The 18,437-nt window shown below is 50.7% G+C and carries 13 protein-coding genes and 1 tRNA gene; 9 read left to right on the forward strand and 5 right to left on the reverse strand.

Going from position 1 to position 18,437, the window contains the following annotated elements:
* Positions 1-63: 63 nt before the first annotated feature.
* Complete coding sequence (locus QZN53_RS06380; RefSeq protein WP_163437982.1) at positions 64-1,236, reverse strand: RICIN domain-containing protein; 1,173 nt, start codon at positions 1,234-1,236, stop codon at positions 64-66.
* Between the two features lie 152 nt (positions 1,237-1,388).
* On the opposite strand from QZN53_RS06380, the gene QZN53_RS06385 reads away from it, so the two are divergent.
* From QZN53_RS06385 to QZN53_RS06405, 5 genes are all read left to right on the forward strand, one after another.
* Entirely contained in the window at positions 1,389-1,784 is a 396-nt protein-coding gene (locus tag QZN53_RS06385; RefSeq protein WP_163438060.1) for a hypothetical protein, read from the forward strand.
* Positions 1,784-2,809, forward strand: coding sequence for an OmpA family protein (locus QZN53_RS06390; protein WP_294652105.1), 1,026 nt, complete (start codon positions 1,784-1,786; stop codon positions 2,807-2,809). Before QZN53_RS06385 ends, QZN53_RS06390 begins: the two co-directional genes overlap by 1 nt.
* Positions 2,810-2,966: 157 nt before the next feature.
* Positions 2,967-3,968 carry a class II fructose-bisphosphate aldolase gene (locus QZN53_RS06395; protein WP_163438062.1) on the forward strand — a complete coding sequence of 334 codons (1,002 nt, stop codon included), beginning with the start codon at positions 2,967-2,969 and terminating at the stop codon, positions 3,966-3,968.
* Between the two features lie 69 nt (positions 3,969-4,037).
* On the forward strand, positions 4,038-4,829 hold the full coding sequence (locus QZN53_RS06400; protein WP_163438064.1) for a hypothetical protein: 792 nt from the start codon (positions 4,038-4,040) through the stop codon (positions 4,827-4,829).
* Between the two features lie 12 nt (positions 4,830-4,841).
* Positions 4,842-5,081: a zinc ribbon domain-containing protein gene (locus QZN53_RS06405; protein WP_163438066.1), complete on the forward strand. Its 240-nt coding sequence runs from the start codon at positions 4,842-4,844 to the stop codon at positions 5,079-5,081.
* Here the strand turns inward: QZN53_RS06405 and QZN53_RS06410 are convergent.
* Entirely contained in the window at positions 5,078-9,049 is a 3,972-nt protein-coding gene (locus QZN53_RS06410; RefSeq protein ID WP_163438067.1) for a response regulator, read from the reverse strand. The two genes, QZN53_RS06405 and QZN53_RS06410, sit on opposite strands and share 4 nt — an antisense overlap.
* A 12-nt stretch (positions 9,050-9,061) precedes the next feature.
* Positions 9,062-10,129 (reverse strand): HD domain-containing phosphohydrolase, encoded by a 1,068-nt coding sequence (locus tag QZN53_RS06415; protein WP_163438069.1) that lies wholly within the window; start codon positions 10,127-10,129, stop codon positions 9,062-9,064.
* A 260-nt stretch (positions 10,130-10,389) separates the two neighbouring features.
* Between QZN53_RS06415 and QZN53_RS06420 the strand changes: the two genes are divergently transcribed.
* Complete coding sequence (locus QZN53_RS06420) at positions 10,390-12,228, forward strand: glycoside hydrolase family 43 protein (protein WP_294652108.1); 1,839 nt, start codon at positions 10,390-10,392, stop codon at positions 12,226-12,228.
* Between the two features lie 7 nt (positions 12,229-12,235).
* Here QZN53_RS06420 and QZN53_RS06425 read toward each other — a convergent pair whose 3' ends face one another.
* Positions 12,236-12,853, reverse strand: a complete 618-nt coding sequence (locus QZN53_RS06425) for a thiamine phosphate synthase (RefSeq protein WP_163438071.1) — start codon at positions 12,851-12,853, stop codon at positions 12,236-12,238.
* A 180-nt stretch (positions 12,854-13,033) separates the two neighbouring features.
* Here QZN53_RS06425 and nifJ point away from each other — a divergent pair, with 180 nt between their 5' ends.
* Both nifJ and QZN53_RS06435 read left to right on the forward strand, forming a co-directional pair.
* Complete coding sequence (gene nifJ, locus QZN53_RS06430; RefSeq protein WP_163438072.1) at positions 13,034-16,603, forward strand: pyruvate:ferredoxin (flavodoxin) oxidoreductase; 3,570 nt, start codon at positions 13,034-13,036, stop codon at positions 16,601-16,603.
* A gap of 161 nt (positions 16,604-16,764) precedes the next feature.
* Entirely contained in the window at positions 16,765-17,628 is an 864-nt protein-coding gene (locus QZN53_RS06435; protein ID WP_163438074.1) for a hypothetical protein, read from the forward strand.
* A gap of 27 nt (positions 17,629-17,655) precedes the next feature.
* Here the strand turns inward: QZN53_RS06435 and QZN53_RS06440 are convergent, their stop codons facing one another.
* Positions 17,656-17,973: an STAS domain-containing protein gene (locus QZN53_RS06440; RefSeq protein ID WP_163438076.1), complete on the reverse strand. Its 318-nt coding sequence runs from the start codon at positions 17,971-17,973 to the stop codon at positions 17,656-17,658.
* A gap of 205 nt (positions 17,974-18,178) precedes the next feature.
* Between QZN53_RS06440 and QZN53_RS06445 the strand changes: the two genes are divergently transcribed.
* Positions 18,179-18,254 (forward strand) — tRNA-Asp (locus QZN53_RS06445).
* Positions 18,255-18,437: the final 183 nt, after the last annotated feature.

Raw genomic sequence — 18,437 nt, forward strand, 5'->3', positions numbered from 1 at the left:
AGAAGGTCTTTTTCGTTTTTAGTCATTCCGAACTTGGTTCAGAATCAGCTTTTAAAATTGATTTCACCTGTTAAATAAAATCGTCCCACGCCTGCGGCTTAGCGCCTGCTTGCGAACAGCGCGGCCCTTAAGGTCGAAGGTTCTCGTCGGCAGGCGGAGTTGCTGCATGCGGACAATTTGCTTTGCGGCAATATCCGTCTTGGAAGTATCTTGCTTGCTCGTATCCGCGACAGAGGTATCTGCAGCTGAAGTGTCTGTAGCCGAAGTATCTTCCTTGATAGTTTCCTGAATCTGCCAGATGAACGAATCGTTCTGCTGTTTCGGATTCTGCACTACGGTATTACTCACCGACTGCAGATAATGCCCGCTCTTGTAATTCTTGAGGTAGAATGCGTTCGGTGTATTGACCGGAGCGCCTTCAAATACATACCGCTGGTGAGCACCGCCATTATAACCGTAGGTTGCCGCTCTAATGCCAGCCGCTGTGGATTCGTTCGGGATATCCACGACGCGGTTCCCGAGCTGAATGTAGTATGTAACCGGGTTGTCGCCCACCGAGAAAATCTTCACGAAGGTCGCCGTATCCTTACAATCCATCAATTCCAGAGCGTTACTCGAAGTGATTCCCATGCATTTTTTTGTATCGCCAAGGGACTTGATTCTCCCCTCTTTGTAGAACGCCACCTTGAACAGCTGCTGGTAAATGGTCTCCACGAGAATCACATGGTTGATCAGGTCCTGTTCGGACTTGGCTTCGCTTGCCTGGTTCAAACCATACGGCCAGATATGCTGACGATCGCAATGGAGTTCCGCGTTCGGGCCATCCATCTCACGAAGTTTCGCCTGAACCTTGTCATTCCTGAAGACACCGTCTACACATGTTGCCGCATATTCCGACGTGGTTCCGACACCCATCGTGTGCGCCATCTCGTGCATGGCTGTGGGCACCACCATGTAGCTACGGTTTTCGCCAAAGCGCAAGTCACCGTTACTGCTGGCCTCGGCCGTGGGCACGCCAGGTGCGTAATAGACGTTGATGAACTTCGAGAGGTTCGAATAAGTGTTATACATTTTGACGGCCGAATCCATGACAGTCGTGATGCGCTTATAGGCATCTTGCTCATCGGAAGTCGGATTCGCAGACTTGTGCAAAGTGTATTCAACAGCCGAAAAGGCATTGCCAGCAAGGCAAGCCACTAAGGCAAAAGAACATAATGCGGGGCTAAAAAATTTCATGCAAACTCCAATCCAATCACCGAATGTAAATTTATATTCAAACTTTGCCATACGCAAGTAAATTTTTAGTTGGTAGAAGACCGTTGGTGAAGCGAATAAACTCATTTTTTGTATATTAGAAATCGACTTTTAACCCCCAAAAGGAGATTTTAATGAAATCCAGAATGCTCGTTGCGGGAATGGCCATTATAGCCCTCGCCGCACTTTCCGGTTGTGCCGGTGGCGTAAATGCTACCAAGTCGATTGAATATGCCGACTCCAACAAGACTATTGCACAAGAAGCCAATGTTGGCGCCGCTCAGCTTGAATCCGCCAACGCAAAGCTCGATTCCGCCAAGGCCCTGCAGGCCGACGGTGAAGAAGAAGAAGCCTACGCACTCGCCGAACAAAGCACTCTTGAATACAAGCTCGCTATTGCAAATGCAGAACTTGACGCCGCCAAGAAAGAAGACGAAAAGGTTGAAAAGGAACTGAGAAGCGATGTGGAACGCAAGCTCCTTTACCAGAACATCCTTGACCAGGAAACCAAGAACGGAGGAGCCAAGTAATGAAAACGAGAAATCTTTTAGTAATTAGTGCCATGGCAGCAGCATTCTCCTTTGCTGCCGAAGAAGCCGAAGGTCCGAACGCTGTAGAAGCATGCCAGACCGCAATTGATAACGCAGCCAAGAATATTCCGGCCAACGCCACCTCTGCAAAGTACACTCTTGCTGCCGCCAAGGCCAACCTCATGGATCTCGACGCCGCCTACAACGACGATGCCGAATCTGAACAGACCAAGGCTCTCGCCGCCAAGTGCGACACCTACGCCAAGACGATTGCCGCCCAGGCCGAAACCCAGAAAGTTCGCAACAGCACTGCTGAAAAGTGGGAAAAGCGCGCCGCTACCGCTCGTTCTATCGAAGCTATTCAGGAACAGATCAACAAGGCCCGCACCGGTAAGGTGAACGACCTCGAAGCCGAAAAGGCCAAGATGAAGGACCAGGAAGCCCGCCTCCAGGCCGAAATGCAGCAGAACCAGGAAAAGTTCCAGGCCGAAGCTGCCGCCCAGGAAGCCGCTTTGAAGGCTGCCAACCAGCGTGAAGCCGACCTCCAGAAGGAACTTGCCGAAGAACGCGCCAAGGCCGAAGCTCGCCAGCAGGAAGCCATGAACAAGCTGAACGAACTGCAGTCCCAGATGATTCAGGTGACCAAGTCCGCCCGCGGCATTATCCTTTCCATGTCGGACATCTTGTTCGCCGTGAACAAGGCTGACCTTAAGGCAGACCTCAAGACGAGTCTTGCCAAGGTGGCCGGTATTCTTTCTGTGTACCAGCAGTTCAATGTGTCCATTGAAGGTAACACCGACAACACTGGTTCCGAAGAACACAACATGAAGCTTTCCCAGCAGCGTGCCGATAACGTGAAGGCATTCCTTGTGGAACAGGGTATCGCCGAAAATCGACTCACAGCCAAGGGTCTCGGTATGACCATGCCGGTCGCCGACAACTCCACCAAGGAAGGCCGCCAGAAGAACCGTCGCGTGGACCTCGTGATCCAGGACAAGGCTCTTCAGCAGCAGGAAGCGAAGTAAGCCTAACGGAATACTTTTCCACTAAAGTCACCCCGCACTTGGTGCGGGGTTTCTTTTTTTGCATTTTGCGTGACAAAGCAGTTTAAATTTGCTATTTTTAGCCCCGTAACTTTTAAACCGGCGATGCAAGTCGCCAATCAAATCAAGAGGTAAAACAATGGCAGTTTCTTACAAGGAACTCGGCCTGGTGAACACCAGGGAAATGTTTGCAAAGGCTGTTAAGGGTGGCTACGCTATCCCGGCTTTCAACTTCAACACCATGGAACAGATGCAGGCCATCGTGCAGGCTGCTGTCAAGCAGAAGTCTCCGGTGATCATGCAGGTCTCTAAGGGTGCTCGTAACTACGCAAACGGCACCATCCTCCGCTACATGGCCCAGGGTGCTGTTGAATACGCCAAGGAACTCGGCTGCGCCAATCCGCAGATCGTGCTCCACCTCGACCACGGTGACTCTTTCGAACTCTGCAAGGACTGCATCGACAACGGTTTCTCTTCCGTGATGATCGACGGTTCTGCTCTTCCGTACGAAGAAAACATCGCCCTCACCAAGAAGGTTGTTGAATACGCTCACCAGCACGACGTGACCGTCGAAGCTGAACTCGGCGTGCTCGCCGGCGTGGAAGACGAAGTCCAGGCAGAAGAATCTCACTACACCAAGCCGGAAGAAGTGATCGACTTCGCTACCCGTACGGGCTGCGACTCCCTCGCTATCTCCATCGGTACTTCTCACGGTGCATACAAGTTCAAGCCGGAACAGTGCACTCGCGACCCGAAGACTGGCAAGCTCGTTCCGCCTCCCCTGGCATTCGACGTGCTCCACGCCATCGAAAAGAAGCTCCCGGGCTTCCCGATCGTGCTCCACGGTTCTTCTTCTGTTCCGCAGGACGAAGTGGACACCATCAACGCCCACGGTGGTAAGCTCCCGGATGCCGTCGGTATTCCGGAAGAACAGCTCCGCGAAGCTTCCAAGTCCGCTGTTTGCAAGATCAACATCGACTCTGACAGCCGTCTCGCTATGACTGCCGCTATCCGTAAGTATTTCGACGAACATCCGGAACACTTCGACCCGCGCCAGTACCTCAAGCCGGCTCGCGAAAACATGCAGAAGATGTACGAACACAAGATCGTTGACGTTCTTGGTTCCAACAACAAGCTGTAATCGCAACGAAGCAAAAAGCTTAAAGACCGTGCGGGTAAAACCGCGCGGTTTTTTGTTATATTCAACCACATGAATAAAAGATTTTTTCTGATTTATATTGTCATTTTGACTTTCTGCGCTGTTGCCTTGGCAAATACGTGCTTAGACGCCGTATATAAATATCATTCATTCATGGGTTACAATCCCGAAACAGATATACATGCGGATTCTGTGCATTTGAAACATTTCGATTTCGAATTTAATGACAAAATCATTTATACAAATAAAAAAATTGACCACATAAAAGATACTGAATACGACACCTATACTTACCGTTATTATGATACAGACGAATCTGCATTGAGCCATGAAAATCGCGAAATTCTCTTGTCAAAATGCGAGGCTCATGACACTTTATGCATTCAAGCTATCGGCTATGAAGATGGAGTATATGCTGAAACTGACTTTATAAAAATGACACAAAACTATACGAGAAATGAGATTCTTTCAGGAGAAGGCGAAAAATTTGCATATGTTCTTTTTGAATATTTCCTGAAAAAAGATTCCATGATAGTAGTATATACATTTGATACAGATTCAAACTTCAATGGAGGAATGACAAGACAAATCGTATATGTGGCAGATTCTTTAGATGATGTCAAATGTTATGAATATGAAGGTGATGAAATAGCAAACGTCACATATAAAACTACAGAAAAAGGTTTTTCTCTATCTTTCAGTGACGACTCAACATATATCAGTGAAAGCTTTTTTGTGGTTCCAAAACAAACAAACACCATCCGCAAAAACCGCAAACCCATCAAAATCGCGCCCAAAGCTCGTTACTTCGACCTGCTAGGCCGCTACAAGTTTACAAAATAACCCCACATCGCCATGCTCTGTCCTCATTGCCATTCAGAAATTAAAGACAACGCCACGTTCTGCCCGCATTGCGGGAGCGACAAAGATACCGGCTGGTCCGAGGGCGCGGAATTTACCGACCTCGAGACACCAGATTACGACGAAATTGTCGAGAATGAATTCGGCGAAAAGAAGAACAAGGCGAACCCGCTCGCCATCGCGGCCGCCATTATTGTTGCGCTCGCGTTTATCGCGGCGATGGTCCTGCACTAAGCCAGAGTCTTTTCGAGAGAATCCAGAATTTCGGACGCTTCGTTAAAGTCGTAATCGTCCAGCAGTTCCTTCAACTTGTGGAGCAGAACTTCTTGGTTCGGCTCAAACGCAATATTTTCAATGCCATCGAGAATACGCTTGCACTGGGTCGAAGAGCAGGTATCCACCGCATCCTTTAGCGCCTTGACCGCAGCCATGAGCTTTTGTGCGGCTTCGGGGTCATGCGACTTTTGCACGGTCGCATTCTGTTCCGAGGCAATGTCAGTCAGCACAATCTGCAAGTCTTCAATGAGCGCATGCAGTTTTTCTTCAAATACGTTGTAATTGCCAAAATTACACTGTTTCTGTTCGAGTTCCGCTTCAAGCGAGGCCGCCAAGTTCTGCACATGGGTAGACCCAATTGTTCCGCACAGGCCCTTGATGGTATGCACAATGCGGGTCGCTTCTTCGTAATGGAATTCTTCGATAAGCGAGCGCAAATTGAACGAATTTCCGCCATAGTCGCGCACAAATCCCTGCAGAATCTTGAGGAACATATTGCGGTTATTATTGGCATGGTAAAGGCCCGATTCCGCATCAAAGTCGCGCACTTTCTGGAAATAAGAGATGAAATTCTTGTCGTCTTGCGACAGGTCGGAATCATGCCCGTTGCTTGCATGCGGCGTTTCAGCGGCCACCGGCAAGAACTTCGCCATTTCTTCGTACAAGACCGTCGGATCAATCGGCTTTACAATGTGCGCGTTCATGCCCGCTTCAAGGCATTCTTCGGTATCTTTCTGGAAAGCGCGGGCACTCATGGCCAGAATCGGCACCTTCTTGAAGTATTCATCTTCGCGGGCACGGATTTCCCTGGTCGCGGTAAGGCCATCCATAATCGGCATCTGGATATCCATGAGCACCATGTCAAAGGCGTCTTTCTTAAGCATGTCGAGCGCTTCTTTACCGTTATTCGCAATCATCGCGGTAAGGCCAACGCTATTCAAGAGCGAAACCGCCAATTCCTGGTTCATCTGGTTATCTTCGACCAGCAGGATCTTCGCTTCCTTAAAGTAAATCTTGCCCTTTTCCTTCTTTTCCACCTTCTTGTAAGTCAGCGAATAACCGAAGGCTTCTTGCAGTGCACTCAAGAGGGTACTAATCTGGAGCGGCTTAGACACGTTGCTGTTAAAGCCCAGGCTCTTGGCCGCATTCAGTTCATTTTCGTCGAAATGAATCGGGTGCATCAACACCTTTGGAATTGACTTCATGTTATCAGTCAAGCCATGCACAAAGTCAAATCCGTTCAAAATCGGCATACTATAATCGACCAGGAACAAATCGTACGGGGCCTCGCCCGCTTCTTCGTGCGCTTGAATCAAATCCAGAGCCTCGTCCACAGAGCTAGCCTCTTCGACCACACAACGCAACTTGTTCAGGTAATGCCTTAAAATCGTACGAAGGTTCGCGCAGTCGTCCACCAAGAGCACGTTCTTATTCGTAAAGCGGTCTTCGTTTTTCCACTTGGGTTCTTCGCCGGCCTGCGGTGCAACCGGGAGCGTAATCGTAAAGAAGAACTGCGAACCGACCCCCGATTCACTCGAAACTTGGAGTTGCCCGCCCATAAGTTCCACCAGCGACTTGGAAATCACAAGTCCGAGGCCCGTACCGCCGTACTTGCGCGTGGTAGAACCATCTGCCTGCGTAAATGCGTTGAACAAACGCGACACCTGTTCCTGCGTCATGCCGATACCCGTATCCTTGACGCAGATATACAGCTTGACCATGTTGTTCGCCTGTTGCAACAGCTTGACGCTCAGGGTAATGTCGCCCTTTTCGGTAAACTTGGTCGCGTTGTTGATCAGGTTCGTGAAAATCTGCGAAAGCCTGAGCGGGTCGCCCATCAAGATTTCAGGAATATCCGGGTCGATATCGACAATCAGTTCTATCGGGCGGCCTGCGATACGCACCTCGGCAAGAGCCGCCACCTCGTCAATCACATCTTGCAGCACAAGCTGCGTGATTTCCAAATCCTGCTTTTTCGCCTCAATTTTCGAGAAGTCAAGAATATTGTTGATGATTCCAAGCAAGGACTTTGCAGCGTGCCCAATGCGGTCTACAAATCCTCGCTGGTGATTATCCAGATTCGTCTCTGAAATCAAGTGGGCCATACCGATAATGGCATTCATCGGCGTGCGGATTTCGTGGCTCATGTTGGCCAAGAATTCGCTCTTGGCCTGGGTCGCCTGCTCTGCAATTTCTCGGGCAGCCACCACTTCCGAAATATCAATCATCGAAAGCATGTAGCCAACAACAGTCTCTTGCACCTTCAAGGTACAGCCTTCGCCGCGGAACCAAGTTTCTTCGGAGCCGTTTTCGGGCTTGAGCATCAAAGAATCCTTCCAGACTTCGTCATTCTGGTAAGACTTGATCATGGCCTGAATCATCGATTCCGGGAGGCCCATGTCTTTCAGTTCATTAATCGAAATTCCGACAAACGAGCGCCATTCCTTGCCCAAGAATTCCGCCAGTTGGCGTGACATATATTTAATATGCAGGTTCTTGTCGAAAATAATCAGGATCGAATGATCGCCCGAAAGCATGATCGTATCCAGAATCGTATCTTTCTGGATTCCGCTCGTTTCATCGTTGATCATGATCAAGAATCGAGTCGCGCCATTATCTTCAACCAGAGCCTGGAACGACATGCCCCACCATGCTACTTCACCATCAGCATTTTGCACCCGCACAATAGTCTTACGTTCACTTGCAAGCATCTGCCCGCCCATCGCCACGCGATGCGCAAACTTCTTGAACGCATCCGAGGGGAAGAACTTGAACAGGCTTTCTTCTTTCATGTCATCGCCATTGTTCAAGAAATCGACCACATGGGCACTCGCATGCAGAATATCAAAGTTTTCGTTCGTTAAAATAATCGTGAAGTTATCGCCTTTCCACAAAAGCGTATCGAAAAGTGTACTGGAATTCACGCTGTCATTCAAGTCGCGCTGAATATAGCGGCGGAACAGTAAGTGCGAGGTAATCGCCGCAAGCGCTACCAAGGCGAACACTAAAATCGCCACAATGCCAAGCACGGTCGAAGAATTATTATCGATACTAGCAGCAATCTTGTTATGCTGACTTACATGAACCAAGTAGAACGGCAACTGCTTCAAGGGCGTTACCATGAAAATCAACTGCTGGTGGTGCTCATTCGTCTTTTCAAAACGTAAAATACGCCCATCCATCAACGTGTCAGAACTGAATTTGTCAGATACAAGTTCCAACAATTCTTCGACACTGTCCTGCAAGACCTTACCGCGGTTCGTTTCGTACGGGAAATACGTGAACAGATTATCGTTTTCACTGCCCACCAACATGGTAATGCCGCCTTCTTCCTTGGCAAGCGCTCCAAGAGTCAAGCGCACCTTATGCAAATTGACATCTTCGCCTACAGCACCCCTGAACTTATGGTTGCTGTCCCAAATCGGGTAAGAAAACGAAAACACTTGGCGATTGAGGCTTTTACGGATCGTCGGTCCCGTGTAGGCAAGGCCCCTTTTGCGGGAGGCTTCCAAATACCAACTCTTGGTACGGAATTCAGCCTGGTCACTTTCGAGCTTGATTCCCCTGCCCGAAATAAAATCGCCGGCAGTCGTCCCGAAATACACGTCGACAATACCATCGGCACTCTGAGTCTGCTTATAAAGAATCGGCCTTATCGCCTTGTCCTTGGTCACCTGCTGTACACGCTTTGCGGCGACAAGGAAGTTTTCTTCGCGAACCTTCAAGAACGCTTCCACTTCGGTCTGCACGCGTTCACGGAGAGCCGTTTCGGTATTCGCGACGGCAGAATCCACCAGCATGGAACGCACCGCATGCGAAAAAATAAGGACCATCGCCACTGCCGCAAGCAATGTCGGTAGCATGTAAACCACAGAAATGCGGTTACGTAAACGACGACGTTGTGCGTTCAGCGGGTTACGGGACAAGGCCACTCCTTTTTAAGGATTTTCCTTAAAATGATCGTAAATCTCGGGCAGCTTGGATTCTAAAGACATAAAGGCATCGACGACATCGGGGTCAAACTGAGTTCCCTTGCCTTTCAAGATTTCTTCGACAGCCACTTCGTGCGGGAAAGCTTCTTTATACGGGCGCTTCGAGACCAGGGCATCGTACACGTCGGCCACCGACATCAAGCGCGCCCCTACCGGAATATCGTCGCCCTTGAGCTTGTTCGGGTAACCGGTGCCATCAAATCGTTCATGGTGATTCAAGATAATATCGGCACAAATCTTGACCAACGGATGGTCCTTGAGTTCGTGCGTGGCATTCACCAAGACATCGTAGCCCTTTTGCGCATGCGTACTCATAATCGCCCATTCTTCATCGTTCAGGCGAGCCGGTTTACGCAAAATTTCGTCAGGAATACCGACTTTACCAATGTCGTGGAGCGGAGCCGCTGTCGCATAGTAATCGATATATTCGTTATTCGGAATCGCCGCTTTAAAGCGAGGATGCTCGCGCAAAGTCTCGGCAAGCATCTGCACCAATACCTGCGTACGCTTAATGTGAGCGCCCGTTTCGGGATCTCGGTATTCGGCAAGCGCACCGAGGCTTGTCAGCATGACCTTGAGGGTTTTACGCAAATCGAGGGTCTTTTCTTCGACCAGTTCCTGCAAATGGTCACGCTGCTGTTTAAATTCCAGCTGGTTTTTAATACGGAGCTGCACTAAGTTCGGGTGGAAGGGCTTAGTAATGTAATCGACTGCCCCCAGGTCAAGCCCGATTTGTTCACTCTTGGAATCGGCTTTTGCCGTCAGGAACAGCACGGGCGTATTTTCGACCAGTTTCTTTTCGTTCATTTGGCGAAGAGTCTCGTAACCATCCATTTCGGGCATCATCACATCGAGCAAAATCAGGTCCGGTTTGACTTTTTCGGTCAAAACAAGGCCTTTTTTGCCATCTAAGGCCACAAAAACGTCGTACTCGCTGGACAAAATCCCCTCGAGCACTTCAATATTCGTCTTCGTGTCGTCAATTACCAAAATCTTTGCGCGCTTCCGTTCCATATAACCCTAATATAATGTTTAGTGGCCTGAATAGACCAACTCAACTTATTCCAACTTGGAATATGCCATTTTTTTTGAGAAAAAGCCCTTTTGCAACATTTTTATATGTTTCCCCCCTTACAACATGTGATATAATGTACAAAAGGGGTATGGAAAAAAAGTCAATATTCTTATTAAAATTGACAAAACGCCCTCTAAAAGTGGAATTATATTTATGGATGGTCATTAGCCTATACTTTTACAGGTTCGGAGATTTAGAGATGAAGCAAATTATACCGTTGGCAATCGCTTTAGCAGGAGCGTCTTTTGCACAAGTCGATGTAGCCCCCTTCTGGCGCGCAGTTGACAGCGTAAGCAAGAGTTTTGGCAACTCCGCCAACGACCTGTATACCGACCTCCCCCTCCTCGATACTATAAAAATCCTCGGAGAGACCTTCCCCATCACCTGGGAAAGCAGCGACACCCTGTTCCTCACCCACAACGGTCTCATTAACGGAAGACTTGTCGGCGAAAACAAGGAAGTAACACTCACGGCAACCATCCACGACGGCCTGAGCACAAAGACGCAGGACGTACCGCTCAAGGTCTCCATCCATGGGTACGAACCCTACTCCAACTACCTTTTCGCGTATTTCCCGGCCAACGACAACGAGAATATCTACTACGCGCTGAGCAACGACGGCTACAGCTTTACCGCCATGAACAACGGAAAGCGCGTGGTAGCCGCCGACACCGTGAGTATCAAGAAGGGGCTCCGCGACCCGCATGTATTGCGTGCGCCCGATGGCTGGTTCTACATGGTGAATACCGACATGAAGAGCGCCGAGGGCTGGGCAAGCAACCGCGGCATGGTGCTCATGAAGTCCCGCGATCTCATCAACTGGAAGCACGCCACCGTACATTTCCCCGACAAGTACAAGGGCAAGAACTTCGCGAACGTGACCCGTGTCTGGGCCCCCGAAACCTTCTGGGACGACACCTACGACAACGGAGACGGCACCAAGGGCCGCCCGCTCGTGTACTTCTCCCTCCTGACCAATGATGGCACCATCAGCTACGACAAGGTATTCTATGCCTACTCGAACAAGGACTTTACCGACTTGGAAGGCGACCCGCAGCATTTCTTTGACCGCGGCAAATCGACTATCGATATGGATATCGTCTATAACCCGGTCGACAAAAAGTATCATGCCTTCTACAAGAACGAAGGCGACGGCGGAATCTGCAAGGTGACCGCACAGACGCTCATGCCTAAGAGCGGAGCCACTTCGGGTTCGCAGTGGAGCAAACCGAGCAAGGCCCTGCAGCAAACGACCGAAGCCGTAGAAGGTGCAGGCGTTTTCAAGCTGATTAACCAGAATTCCTGGGTGCTCATGTACGATTGCTACATGAACGGACATTATCAATTTACGAGCAGTTCCGACCTCGAAAACTTCAAGTTCGTACAGGATACCAAGACAAGCGGCGCATTCACGCCCCGCCACGGAACCATTCTCCCGATTACCGCCCAGGAGACGGCAGCCCTCATGAAGGCCTTCCCCACTCCGGACTTTGAGCCGAGAGTCATTGACATTCCCGATTCTATCGGTGTTTGCGATGGCAAGAAGGTCGTAGCCCCGTGCAGTGGCACCAAGATTATCCCGTACAGCAAAGTCGGCGACGGCGGCTGGAACGAATCGCTTGACTTGAAGGTTGCCAAGGGCGCATCAGTCACCTTTGGCCCGCACCCGTGGGACGGCAAGATTTGGAGCTGGGAAGGTCCGAACGGATTCAAGTCCACCACCCGCGAAAACACCCTCAAGAATGTGGACGGAGACTTTAGCGGTTACTACACCGTGACCTACACCAACGAAACCGGCTGCAAGAGCCAAGCCAGGATCAAGATGGTCGTAGACGACCCCGACAAGCCCTACAAGGAACCGGACACCACTACGACGATTGTTTCACAAAGCCGTTTGAACTTTAGCGGTCGTCCTCTTCGAACCGAATATTATGATTTCCTCGGTAATCGCTTAAAGAGTGTTCCGCAAACCCATGGCAAGTACCTCCGTAAGGATGTCTATGCCAATGGCGTGAAATGGTCTAACCTCAAAAAATAAATTTGCGTTAGAATTGAATCGCGCGCGATAACTTAATAAATGCATTGACCGGGTCGACATAATTCCAGATGCCCCCGAGAACAGAGACTCCCTGCACCGGGAGTTTTTTGATTTCGTCGAGCGTTTCGTGGTCAACGCCGCCAAAAGCAATCACCTGCGGGATTTTTGAACCGGCTAAAGCGTTTAATTTGCCCAAAACAGGCTCAATTCCGTGAAATTTGACCGGTTCATACACCGATTGCGGCTGGAATACCGGCCCCACAAGCGCTCCGGACACCCACTCCGGCAGCTGTTCCAGCTGATCCAGGCTCCGGCAAAAGGCGACCGTATTCACGCGTTTCCAGCTTTCGGGGACATCGCCCAGCAACGAGCCAGCCTCGGCAACGCACCCGCGAGCATCTAGGCGCTCCGCCAAATCCGGCGTGCCACGCACCCAAATACGGTCACGGCAATCCATCGGGAGCGACAAAAGCCAACGTTCATAATCGCTTTCGGTGGCATAAGGAGAGCCCCCTCGCCCGCGCTTCTGCAAAATCAGGCGCGAAAGCCCGCGGGAAAACATTTGCTCAATATCGTCAAATTCCGAAGCAAAATCGTCAGGAGATGTCGAAAGCCACAATCGCATGGAGCAAATATACAATAAAGAAACACCCCTAGATTTACGCATTTTTTCAAAAAATGTATGTTCATTCCCCTTTAATCTTTATATTTTTCTCTACGGATTTTTGCGCCACGGGTGTGCGCCACATGCCCGAGGTGTATATGATCAGATTTTTTCGAAAAAACCTAAAAATTGGAGACACACATGGCAAAAAAGATGATTGCGTGTGACGGTAACGAAGCCACCGCTAGCGTAGCATTTGCTGTTAGCGAAGTTGCGGCTATTTACCCGATTACACCGTCTAGTCCTATGGCTGAGCACGCCGACAACTGGAGTGCTGCAGGCAAGAAGAATATTTGGGGACAGGTTCCCCGCGTGTTTGAAATGCAGTCCGAAGGTGGCGCTGCCGGTACCGTTCACGGTGCTCTGCAGGCCGGTGCCCTCACCACGACCTTCACCGCTTCCCAGGGTCTTCTGTTGATGATCCCGAACATGTACAAGATTGCGGGCGAACTGACCCCCACGGTCTTCCATGTGACTGCCCGTGCCCTTGCCATGCAGGGCCTTTCTATTTTCGGTGACCATTCCGACGTGATGGCTTGCCGCCAGACCGGCTTTGCCATGCTCGCCTCCAGCTGCGTGCAGGAATGCCAGGACCTCGCTCTCGTGGCCCACGCATCCACTCTCGAAAGCCGCGTTCCGTTCATGCACTTCTTCGACGGTTTCCGCACCTCCCACGAAGTGATGAAGATCGAAGCTCTCGAAGACGGCGTTATCCGTAACGTCATCGACGAAAAGTACGTGAAGGCTTGCCGTGAACGCTGCCTCACCCCGGACCGCCCGACCATGCGCGGTACCGCACAGAACCCGGACGTCTACTTCCAGGGCCGCGAAACGGTGAACCCGTTCTACCTGAAGGTTCCGGAAATTGTCCAGAAGTACATGGACAAGGTTGCTAGCTACACTGGCCGTCAGTACCACATCGTGGACTACGTCGGTGCCGCCGACGCTGACCGCGTGATCATTTCCATGGGTTCTTCGACCTGCACCATCGGTGACACCGTCAAGTACCTCAACTCCAAGGGCGAAAAGGTCGGTCTCGTGAACATTCGCCTGTACCGTCCGTTCCCGATGGAAGCCGTGGTTGCAGCCCTCCCGAAGACAGTCAAGAAGATTGCCGTCCTCGACCGCTGCAAGGAACCGGGTTCCGCTGGCGAACCGCTCTTCCAGGATGCCCTGACCGCAATCAGCGAAGCCGTGATGGCCGGCAAGATGGCTATGCCGAAGATGATCGGCGGCCGCTACGGTCTTTCCTCCAAGGAATTCACCCCGGCTATGGTCAAGGCCATTTACGACGAACTGGCCAAGGCTGACCCGAAGGCACGCTTCACCGTCGGTATCAACGACGACGTTTGCCACACCAGCCTCACCATCGACCCGAACTTCAAGCTTGAAAGCGACTTCTTCCAGGCTATGTTCTTCGGTCTGGGTTCCGACGGTACCGTGGGTGCCAACAAGAACTCCATCAAGATTATCGGTAACGAAACCGACAACTACGCACAGGGCTACTTCGTCTATGACTCCAAGAAGTCCGGCTCCATGACTACCTCTCACCTCCGCTTTGGTAAGAGCATCATCGACGCCCCGTACCTGATTGGCGAAAACGAAGCCGACTTCGTGGCATGCCACCACACTCCGCACCTGGAATCCGTGAACATGCTGAAGTACGCGAAGGATGGCGCTACCTTCCTCGTGAATACACCGCACTCCGCCGACACCGTGTGGGATACCTTCCCGCGTCCGGTGCAGGAAGAAATCATCAAGAAGCACCTCAAGGTGTACGTAATCGACGCCTACGCCGTTGCCGCGAAGACCGGCATGGGCCGCCGCATCAACACCGTGATGCAGACCTGCTTCTTCAGTAAGCTCGGTAACGTGCTCGACGCCGAAACCGCCATCAAGTACATCAAGAAGTATGCCGAAAAGACTTACGCCAAGAAGGGTCAGGAAGTGGTCCAGAAGAACTGGGACGCTATCGACGCCTCTCTTGCTAACCTGTTCGAAGTCAAGGTTCCTGCTACTGTCACCAGCACCAAGGAATTCCGCGCTCCGATCCACGGCAACGCTCCGAAGTTCGTGAACGAAGTCACCGCAGAAATCATCAAGGGCAACGGCGAACTCCTCCCCGTTTCCAAGATGCCTTGCGACGGCGTGTTCCCGACCGCTACCACCAAGTACGAAAAGCGCGACCTCGCCCTCAACATCCCGTCCTGGAATCCGGACGCTTGCGTGCAGTGCGGCAAGTGCGCCATGGTCTGCCCGCATGCAGCCATCCGCGTGAAGGTCGTTGACGAATCCGCAGTGAAGAACGCTCCGGAAGGCTTCAAGTACACCCCGGCCAAGGGCTTCAAGCTCGAAGGTTCCGACAAGCCGGTATTCGCGATTTCCGTGTCCAGCTACGACTGTACGGGTTGCGGCGTTTGTACGCAGGCCTGTATCGGTAAGGACAAGGCCGACGAAACCAAGAAGGCCATCAACATGGTGCCGCAGGAACCCATCAAGGTCCAGGAAGGCAAGTGCTGGGACTTCTTCGTCGACCTCCCGGAATTCGACCGTACCAAGGTCAACAAGAACCTCGTCAAGCAGGCAATGCTCCTCGAACCTCTGTTCGAATTCTCCGGCTCTTGCGCAGGCTGCGGCGAAACCGCTTACGTGCGTCTCGTTTCCCAGCTGTTCGGTGACCGCATGGTTGTCGCCAACGCTACGGGTTGCTCCTCCATTTACGGCGGTAACCTCCCGACCACACCGTGGGCAAAGAACAAGGAAGGCCGCGGTCCCGCTTGGGCCAACAGCCTCTTCGAAGACAACGCAGAATTCGGTCTCGGCATGCGCCTCGCTATCACGAAGCATACCAAGCAGGCTCTTAGCCTCCTCGAAGCCGTGAACGTTCCTGCCGAACTCAAGGAAAAGCTCACGACCCAGGACCAGTCCGACGAAGCCGGCATCAAGGCCCAGCGTGAAAACGTCGCCGCCCTTAAGGCCGCTCTCGCCGGTGCTACCGACGAAGCATCCGTCAGCCTCCGCGACGAATTCGCCGATTACCTCGTGAAGAAGTCCGTGTGGATCTTCGGTGGTGACGGTTGGGCATACGACATCGGTTACGGTGGTCTCGACCACGTCATGGCAACCGGTGAAAACGTGAACATCTGCGTCCTCGATACCGAAGTGTACTCCAACACCGGTGGACAGGCTTCCAAGGCCACGAACCGTGGCGCAGTCGCCCTCTTCGCCGCCGCCGGTAAGCGCGCCGGCAAGAAGGACCTCGGCCTCATCGCCATGAGCTACAAGAACGTTTACGTGGGCCGTATCGCCCTCGGTGCAAACGACGCTCAGGCCCTGAAGGTTCTCCAGGAAGCGGAAGCACACAATGGTCCGTCGCTGATCATCTGCTACTGCCCCTGCATCAACCACGGTTTCGATCTCAACAGCCAGCTTCAGCACCAGAAGATGGCTGTGGATTCCGGTTACTGGACTCTGCTCCGCTACAACCCGGCTCTCGCCGCCGAAGGAAAGGCTCCGCTTATCCTCGACTCCAAGAAGCCGACGATTCCGGTCGCAGAATACATCTACACCGAAAACCGCTACAAGCAGCTCACCCGTAACAATCCGGAAGTTGCCAAGAAGCTCGCCGACGACCTCCAGAAGGAAGTTGATGCACGCTATGCATTCTACGACGCCATGTCCAAGGATACGGAAGGGTTGATCAGCCTGTAAGCCGCAAGGATGTCATCCCCGCGAAGGCGGGCGGACAGCACTTAGCACTTTAGTGCTTAGTGCGCATGGCCACCAAGGTGGGGATCTCCCTTTACAAAAAGGCTCCCGTTCGAAAGAACGGGGCCTTTTTTTATATTTTGTCCAAAAAAGAGGAGTAACAGATGCGCTTTTTTATTTTCAGCTTGATGTTGGCGGCTGCAGCCCATGCCATTACTTGTACAGAAGGACAATTCTTATTTTCGAAAGACAAGGGCAGTTTTTACCTTAATGAAGACGATGTCATCATTGATAAATACTTTGTGGATTTCATCGATAGCGAGGACTCCAGTTCTTATAAATATATACGTGAGCAAGGTCGAGTTGTAATTGAACGCGAAATGACAGACCGAGGTGCATTGACATCGGATACGATCGTTATTTATTTGATAAACGACATCAACTCCCCTGCTGCCGACAACAGCATCGCTTACAACAAAAGCCATCTCGGCGATACAACGTTTATAGATGCCATTCTCAGAGAACCGGGCGATGATGAAAATGAAGCGAGCGTTACAGAAGTTCATTTGAAATTTTTCAAGAATCGTCTCATAGGCGATTATCATGAACTCTCCCCCAAAGACAATCAATATCGTTCTGAAATTTACCTGAAAAATGACACCCTATTTAGTTACAACATCACTTCTTCAAATGACACTGTCGGTTATTCTTTCATTGTGAACGACAAAGACAACAAACATGTGTGCCACGAATTCTACAAGATGAAGGAAGACGCAAGCTCCAGCAATATGGAAACCCGAGAACTCACCGACCGTTACTATAGGGTTAAAGAGAACGAAACGGGGTTTGTCTTCGAAAAGGTCAGGGAATATCGAATTGACCAGTATTTCTTGGTCTACACCGACGGTCACACAACATCTATTGTGAACCACCCGGTCACGCGAACGAAAATGCCTAGCCGCGGCTACTATTTCGACACCAAGGGTCGAAAGCTTTTCAAGGCAAACCCTTACAGAGTACAATTCTAGCGCGATTTCGGCTGCCTACGTCACAGCCTAAGCTATATTCAGCAAACTGGTAAACCCAGTCAGTTCCAATACTTCGCGGACGCTTTGATGCAAATTGATAAGCGTCAGTTTACCCTTTTCGGCAATCATCTTCTTTTGAGATGTCAAGAGTACACGAAGTCCGGCAGACGAAATGAAATTCACCTTATCAAAGTCCGCAACAAGATTCTTGGATTTGGAACAGGCCGACGCCATTTCCGCTTCAAAAGCTTCCGCTGTCGACGATTCGATTACACCTTGTAAAGCAAGAGTCAAAGTTCCGTTATTTTCAGAAACTTCGACACCAAATTTTGGATGTCCAAACATGACAAACACCTCTATAAAAACACCAGCACAATATTAAGTAATACATACAGCGATTTCAAGAGATTGAATACCCGCGTGTGACGATGCGCACTTTCATTTTTTTCATTAAAAATCAAGTTTTTTCCCAAATATCCCTTGACAAGCGCGAATAACCTTTTTATATTTGGCTCGTTCGGTTAGGAAACTGACCAAACGAAAAACCACTGGGGTGGTAGCTCAATTTTGGTTAGAGCACCGGCCTGTCACGCCGGAGGTTGCGAGTTCAAGCCTCGTCTATCCCGCGAAAAAAGCCTCTCGAAAGAGAGGCTTTTTCGTTTTCCAAGCAGATTTTTCGTCCGCTCCCCCCTCCTAAAGACAATGTAAATATTCTATAATTCTTTTTGTCTAGGAGGATCTATGCGCAAAATTTTACGCAAAAATACATCGCTATATTCTCGTTTGCAGGCAGCTCTCGTATGTACCGC

Origin of the sequence: uncultured Fibrobacter sp., assembly GCF_900316465.1 — a bacterium.
Taxonomy (GTDB): Bacteria; Fibrobacterota; Fibrobacteria; order Fibrobacterales; family Fibrobacteraceae; genus Fibrobacter.

What these genes read in the sequence shown, in the direction of transcription:
- QZN53_RS06380 (WP_163437982.1), bottom strand. Translation starts at nt 1,236, where the DNA reads ATGAAATTTTTTAGCCCCGCATTATGTTCTTTTGCCTTAGTGGCTTGC.
- QZN53_RS06385 (WP_163438060.1), top strand. Translation starts at nt 1,389, where the DNA reads ATGAAATCCAGAATGCTCGTTGCGGGAATGGCCATTATAGCCCTCGCC.
- QZN53_RS06390 (WP_294652105.1), top strand. Translation starts at nt 1,784, where the DNA reads ATGAAAACGAGAAATCTTTTAGTAATTAGTGCCATGGCAGCAGCATTC.
- QZN53_RS06395 (WP_163438062.1), top strand. Translation starts at nt 2,967, where the DNA reads ATGGCAGTTTCTTACAAGGAACTCGGCCTGGTGAACACCAGGGAAATG.
- QZN53_RS06400 (WP_163438064.1), top strand. Translation starts at nt 4,038, where the DNA reads ATGAATAAAAGATTTTTTCTGATTTATATTGTCATTTTGACTTTCTGC.
- QZN53_RS06405 (WP_163438066.1), top strand. Translation starts at nt 4,842, where the DNA reads ATGCTCTGTCCTCATTGCCATTCAGAAATTAAAGACAACGCCACGTTC.
- QZN53_RS06415 (WP_163438069.1), bottom strand. Translation starts at nt 10,129, where the DNA reads ATGGAACGGAAGCGCGCAAAGATTTTGGTAATTGACGACACGAAGACG.
- QZN53_RS06420 (WP_294652108.1), top strand. Translation starts at nt 10,390, where the DNA reads ATGAAGCAAATTATACCGTTGGCAATCGCTTTAGCAGGAGCGTCTTTT.
- QZN53_RS06425 (WP_163438071.1), bottom strand. Translation starts at nt 12,853, where the DNA reads ATGCGATTGTGGCTTTCGACATCTCCTGACGATTTTGCTTCGGAATTT.
- nifJ (WP_163438072.1), top strand. Translation starts at nt 13,034, where the DNA reads ATGGCAAAAAAGATGATTGCGTGTGACGGTAACGAAGCCACCGCTAGC.
- QZN53_RS06435 (WP_163438074.1), top strand. Translation starts at nt 16,765, where the DNA reads ATGCGCTTTTTTATTTTCAGCTTGATGTTGGCGGCTGCAGCCCATGCC.
- QZN53_RS06440 (WP_163438076.1), bottom strand. Translation starts at nt 17,973, where the DNA reads ATGTTTGGACATCCAAAATTTGGTGTCGAAGTTTCTGAAAATAACGGA.